Origin of the sequence: Actinomadura sp. 6K520 (genome assembly GCF_004349245.1) — a bacterium.
Lineage (GTDB): Bacteria > Actinomycetota > Actinomycetes > Streptosporangiales > Streptosporangiaceae > Spirillospora.
In genome coordinates, this window is record NZ_SMLC01000302.1 from 1 (window position 1) to 5,319 (window position 5,319).

Sequence of the window (5,319 nt, forward strand, 5' to 3'; positions counted from 1 at the left end):
GTTGCTGGGCGGGTACGGGTACACGCGGGACTTCCCGGTGGAGCGGATGATGCGCGACGCCAAGATCACCCAGATCTACGAGGGGACCAACCAGATCCAGCGGATGGTCATCGCCCGCCAGCTCCTCAGGTGACGGGACGCCGGGCCGGCCGACCCCGGCCCCGATGAGGCGGGGGACGGGCGGAGCCGCCCGTCCCCCGTGCGCCGGTCAGCCGTGGGAGATGGAGAGCATCAGCCTGCCGTCCCCGGCGACGTGCGGGCGAAGCTTGAGGCCGTTGATGTGCGTGACGCTGGTGTGATTGCTCGCGTCCGTGACGGCCACGGCCCTCCCGTTCTCGGTGCGGGCGGTGATGGTCACCTGGGTGCCGTCGATCTTGATCTTGAGCTGCCGGACCCCGCGCTTCCCGTTGAGCGGGATCTCCATGCCGTCCCTGATCTCGATCTCGCAGTCCGCGTCGCGGCACTCCGCCGGCGAGTCGGCCTCCTTGCCGGACGCCGCCCGCGGCGAGACGGACGGCGCGGCGGCGTCCGCGGCGGACGGCGGCGCGACGGACGGCACGGCCACGTCCCCGGGCCGGCCCGGCGGCGGTGCCGGTGCGGCGAGCGAGACGCTCGCGGCGGTGACGCCGCCCGCGACGACCAGCGCGGTGGCCGTGCCGAGCAAGGTGAGCTTCCTTCTGGACATCCTGTGGACTCCTGACGGGTGACTACTCTCGGTCACTCGAATATTACCCACAGTATTCGATCAAGAACGTGCGGTCACCCGCCGCCGGTCGCGGACGCCTGCTCGTCCACGATCAGGGTCTGCAGCGCGCGGCCGAACCCGCCGGACGTGTCGGCGAGCGTCGCCTCGCACAGGGCGCTGCCGCCGGGGCTCAGGTCCAGGGACGCGGCCATGCACAGCCACTCGCCGGCCGGGTCGCGGTGCAGCCCGACGGTCATGTCCGTGTTGATGATCAGCCATTTCGCGTTGTCGAGCTGGCTGCCGATGCCGGACGCGCTGTCGGCGAGCGTCAGCGCCCGCACCAGCGGCGTGTCGGCCTCGCCGGCGACGAGGGGGATGCGGGACCGCGCCCACGTCGTGCCGGGGCCGGGCTCCCCGAAGGCGCCGTGGACGATCCGCCACTCCATCGCCGACAGGTAGCCGCCGGTGTGGACGCCGGGCCATTCCGGGAACGGCTCGGCCGTCGCGGGGAGGGCCGGTGGCGGGGGCCCGTGGACGACCGGCTCCAGGTGGGCGGGCGCCTCCATGATCCGCCAGGCCGTGGCGCGGACGACGGGACGCCCCTCATGGGTCATCTCCGCCTCCAGGTGGGCGACCCGCTTGCCGGGGCGGACGACGCGCACGGCGATGTCCAGCACCGCCACGGGCACGGGGCTGAGCAGCTCCACCGTGACCCGCGCGATCCGGCCGCCGGGGACGGGCTCGTGCCGCTCGAAGGCCCGCCCGAGCAGGCCGGCCACCGGGCCGCCGTGCTGGAACCCCGGCGACCAGGGGCCGGCGGTCGCGGGGCTGCCGGCGAACCGGCCGCCGCCGAGCGGCTCGTAGAACGCCTCCGCGGGCGCGTCCTCCGACATGTTGCGGCTCCCTCCCGAGACACCCAACCTAGAACGGTATTCTAGACACCGTTCCAGGTGCGGTTCGGCCGGCGGTTCAGCCGCAGAGCTTCTGGGTGGCGGTCTCGGCGCCGGTGGACGGCGACGGGCTCGGCGAAGGACCCGCGACCTCGACCTTCCGCACGCCGTCCCAGTCCCCGCCGACCATGACCTGCACCTCCGACCCGAGCGAGCCCACCTTCTTGAGCTTGGCACCGGGGATGGCGGCGGCCACGGTCTTGGCGGAGTCCGCGCCGTCCGGCCCGTACCGGATCTGCGTCCGCTGAAGGCCGCGCCGCGCCACGCCCGGCTGCACCGTGGCCTCGAAGCCCAGCCCCTCCAGCTGCGAGCCCGCCTTGGTCGCGAGACCCGGCGTGCCGATCGCGTTGAGGACGCGGACGGCGATGTCCTCCGGGGGCACCGTCGGCGCGTCCGGAGGCGTCCGGGACGGCGTGCCGCTCGGTGACCCCGACGGTTCCGCCAGCGGCCGGTCCCGCCGGATCTTGGTGAACAGGTCGCCGGCCTCGCCCCGCTCCCACAGCACGGTCGACTGCGGGTCCGGCGAGTTCCACAGGACGGTCTCGTAGTCGGGGTTGGCCAGCGGGACCTTCGCGAACGTGAGGTCGTCGGTCGACAGGTCCTTCATCTGGTCGGCGATGTCCGGCAGGTTGTCGGCGAGCTCCGGGTCGACGCGCAGCGACTTCAGCGCCGCGTTGAGGAACCTGGTCGACTTGACCGGGTCGCTGAGCGTCTTCGTCGACAGCGCCTGCTTCAGCATCGCCGCCATGAACTGCTGCTGCCGGTCGATGCGCCCGAGGTCGCTGCCGCCGGTCAGCGTGTAGCGGGCGCGGGCGAACGCCAGGGCCTTCATCCCGTCCACGTGCGACGTGCCCGCCGGGAGCTTCAGCCCGCTCTTGACGTCGTCGACCGGCTCCTCGGTGCACACGTCGACGCCGCCGAGCGCGTCCACCATCTTCACGAACCCGTAGAAGTTCACCTCGATGTAGTGGTCGATCGACAGGCCCGTCGCCCGCTTGACCGTGCTGACCGTGAGGTCGGGCCCGCCGAACTGGTACGCCCAGGTCAGCTTCCCCGGACGGGACGGGATCCGGGCCCCCTTCGCGCCCTCCGAGCCGTTCGACTCGTGCGCCGGGATCGTCACGTAGGAGTCGCGTGGCAGGTTCACGACCGACACGCGGTCGCGGTCGCGCGACACGTGCACCAGCATCATCGTGTCCGACCGCTCGCCCTCGTGGTGCCCGAGCCGGGCCGCCTTCTGCTGCGCCTTCGTCAGCCCGTCCCGGCGGTCGACCCCCGCCACCAGGATCGTCATCGCGCCCTTCGGCCCGTCGCCCCGGCCGAGGCCGCCCACCGACACCTTGTCGATCATGCCGGTCACGTAGTTCTGGAACGCCCACGCGCCGCCCGAGGTGAGCAGCACGAACGCCGACATCGTCCCGGTCACCATCAGGAACCGCCGCTGCCGCCGCGCGGTCATCGCGGCCCGCGGGCTCAGCCCCCGGCCGGGCCTGCGGGGCCCGCGCGGGCTCTCCACCGCCACCCGCGGCGCGGGCATCCCGTCGATGGTCACGCCCTCGATGTCGCCGTCACCGCCGTCGCCGGCCGCCGCGTGCGAGCCCGGACGAGGCCGGAAGTAGCGCTCCAGCGGATCGGTCTCCGGCCCGCCGGTGTCACCGCGACCTGAGTCGTGCCCGTCTGCCATGCCGGCCGCCGCCTCCCGAAGACGTCGTTCTGACGCGAGTCCACACCACTCTAAAGTGGGGACACCCGTCCGTTCGCTACCTGGACCTCGTGTCCTTGGAGTAACGTGGCGCCGTCTCGGCCAGACCCGTGCGGCCCGCACGTGAACCGGGTGGCGTGGGCCGCGTCAGACGAGCGAGCAAGAGAGGAATGGGCGCCTCACCGGTCACCGGCCGGGGCGCCCGCGAGCCCCGTATGGAACCGTCTCCCCATGTCCAGCGCGCCATGAACCAGGAAACCCAGTACGCCGTGAAGCCCCGCTCCAACTCCGGTGAACGCACCTGGCCCGCCGTGTCGGTGGTCATGCCGGTCCTCAACGAGCAGCGACATCTGACCGAAGCCGTGCGCGGCATCCTGACCCAGGACTACCCGGGCGAGCTCGAACTCGTGCTCGCCGTCGGGCCGTGCCGCGACCGCACCGAGGAGATCGCCCGCAGGCTCGCCGCCGAGGACCCCCGCGTCCTGGTCGTGGCGAACCCGACCGGGCGCACCCCGCAGGGCCTCAACATCGCGATCAAGGCGTCCCAGTACTCGATCATCGTCCGGGTGGACGGCCACTCGCTGCTGCCCGCCGACTACGTCCGGGCCGCCGTCGAGACGATGGAGGAGACCGGGGCCGACAACGTCGGCGGGATCATGGCGGCCGAGGGCGTCACCCCGTTCGAGAAGGCCGTGGCCCGCGCGATGACGTCCAAGCTCGGCGTCGGCAACGCCCGCTTCCACACCGGCGGCGAGGCGGGCGAGGTCGAGACCGTCTACCTCGGGACGTTCCGCCGCAGCGCGCTCGACCGCGTCGGCGGCTACGACGAGACGTTCGTCCGCGCCCAGGACTGGGAGATGAACCACCGCATCCGGGAGACCGGCGGCCGGATCTTCTTCACCCCGCGGATGCGGGTCACCTACCGCCCGCGCCCCAACCTGCGGGCGCTCGCCAAGCAGTACTTCCACACCGGCCGCTGGCGGCGCGTCGTCGGGCGCGAGCACCAGGGCACCCTCAGCCTGCGCTACCTCGCGCCGCCGATCGCGGTCGTCGCGATGACGGCGGGCGCGGTCGCCGGGGTGCTCGGGTTCTGGCCGGGCTGGCTGCTCCCCGGCGGCTACGCCGCCGCGATCATCGTGGGCGCCGCCGTGGAGGGCCGCGGCCTCCCGCCGTCCGCCTGGGTGCGGCTCCCGCTCGTCTACGCCACCATGCACCTGACCTGGGGCGTCGGCTTCCTCACCAGCCCGCCGAGGCTGGGGCAGCCCACCCCGGTCAAACCCGGCGAACCCGTCCACTGACCGGGGGAAGCGGAAACCACCTGCCGTTTCCCGGCGTCTGACGATGTGTCAGGGTTGGGCGGGGCGGATTCCCGCCCGACCGGTTTGGAGGTGGCAATGTCCAACGGAGCACGCCACGGCCTGGGCGCGCTGGTCGGCCTGGTCGTGACGCCGATCGTCGCGGTGTGCATGATGTACGGCACGGACAAGATGGCCCGGGCCGTCCGGACATTCGCCTACGAAGGCGGCGACCGGTGGATCGGCGTCGCGGTCTTCCTGGTCGCGGCGGTCCTCCTCGGCCTGGTGGCGGGTTCCCGGCTGTCGCCGCTCGCCTCGCTCATCCCCGGCGCCGCCTACGCGGCCATCGGCCTCCTTTGGGTCGCGGCGCCCCGCTGGACGTTCGAGCACGCCGGACGGGACGTCCTCCCCAGAGAGCTCTGGATCGGCTACACCACCCTCGCCGCCTACGGCTTTTTCCTGCTGATCGGCATCGCGCTCGTGGTGGCGTCCCTGGCGCCGTCCCGCTGGAAGGCCCGCGCGGGCGCGGGCGCCGCCCCGCGCTTCGGTGCGCCGCCGCCCGCGCCGATGGGCCCGCCGCCCATGCACGGTGCTCCCGCGCACATGGGGCCGCCTCCGGGCCAGGGCTCGCCGCCGTGGCAGGGCGCCCCCCAGTACGGCCAGCCGCCCGCCCAGCCGGGCCCGGGC

General features: G+C 73.2%; 6 protein-coding genes. 3 read left to right on the plus strand and 3 right to left on the minus strand.

The window, feature by feature from the left end:
* On the plus strand, positions 1-133 hold a 133-nt coding region (locus E1289_RS36295), incomplete at its 5' end, for an acyl-CoA dehydrogenase family protein (RefSeq protein WP_279488592.1).
* Positions 134-208: 75 nt separating this feature from the next.
* Here the strand turns inward: E1289_RS36295 and E1289_RS36300 are convergent.
* The 3 genes from E1289_RS36300 to E1289_RS36310 form a co-directional block, all read right to left on the minus strand.
* On the minus strand, positions 209-685 hold the full coding sequence (locus E1289_RS36300) for a hypothetical protein (RefSeq protein ID WP_131988503.1): 477 nt from the start codon (positions 683-685) through the stop codon (positions 209-211).
* 74 nt (positions 686-759) lie between these two features.
* Positions 760-1,578 (minus strand): thioesterase family protein, encoded by an 819-nt coding sequence (locus tag E1289_RS36305; RefSeq protein ID WP_131988505.1) that lies wholly within the window; start codon positions 1,576-1,578, stop codon positions 760-762.
* 76 nt (positions 1,579-1,654) lie between these two features.
* Positions 1,655-3,319, minus strand: coding sequence for an LCP family protein (locus E1289_RS36310; RefSeq protein WP_131988507.1), 1,665 nt, complete (start codon positions 3,317-3,319; stop codon positions 1,655-1,657).
* Between the two features lie 263 nt (positions 3,320-3,582).
* Between E1289_RS36310 and E1289_RS36315 the strand changes: the two genes are divergently transcribed.
* Positions 3,583-4,635: a glycosyltransferase family 2 protein gene (locus E1289_RS36315; RefSeq protein ID WP_131988509.1), complete on the plus strand. Its 1,053-nt coding sequence runs from the start codon at positions 3,583-3,585 to the stop codon at positions 4,633-4,635.
* Between the two features lie 96 nt (positions 4,636-4,731).
* On the plus strand, positions 4,732-5,319 hold a 588-nt coding region (locus E1289_RS36320), incomplete at its 3' end, for a hypothetical protein (protein WP_207929390.1).

Bases quoted from the DNA above. Each gene is read 5' to 3' on its own strand.
- E1289_RS36300 (WP_131988503.1), bottom strand. From the start codon at position 685: ATGTCCAGAAGGAAGCTCACCTTGCTCGGCACGGCCACCGCGCTGGTC.
- E1289_RS36305 (WP_131988505.1), bottom strand. From the start codon at position 1,578: ATGTCGGAGGACGCGCCCGCGGAGGCGTTCTACGAGCCGCTCGGCGGC.
- E1289_RS36310 (WP_131988507.1), bottom strand. From the start codon at position 3,319: ATGGCAGACGGGCACGACTCAGGTCGCGGTGACACCGGCGGGCCGGAG.
- E1289_RS36315 (WP_131988509.1), top strand. From the start codon at position 3,583: ATGAACCAGGAAACCCAGTACGCCGTGAAGCCCCGCTCCAACTCCGGT.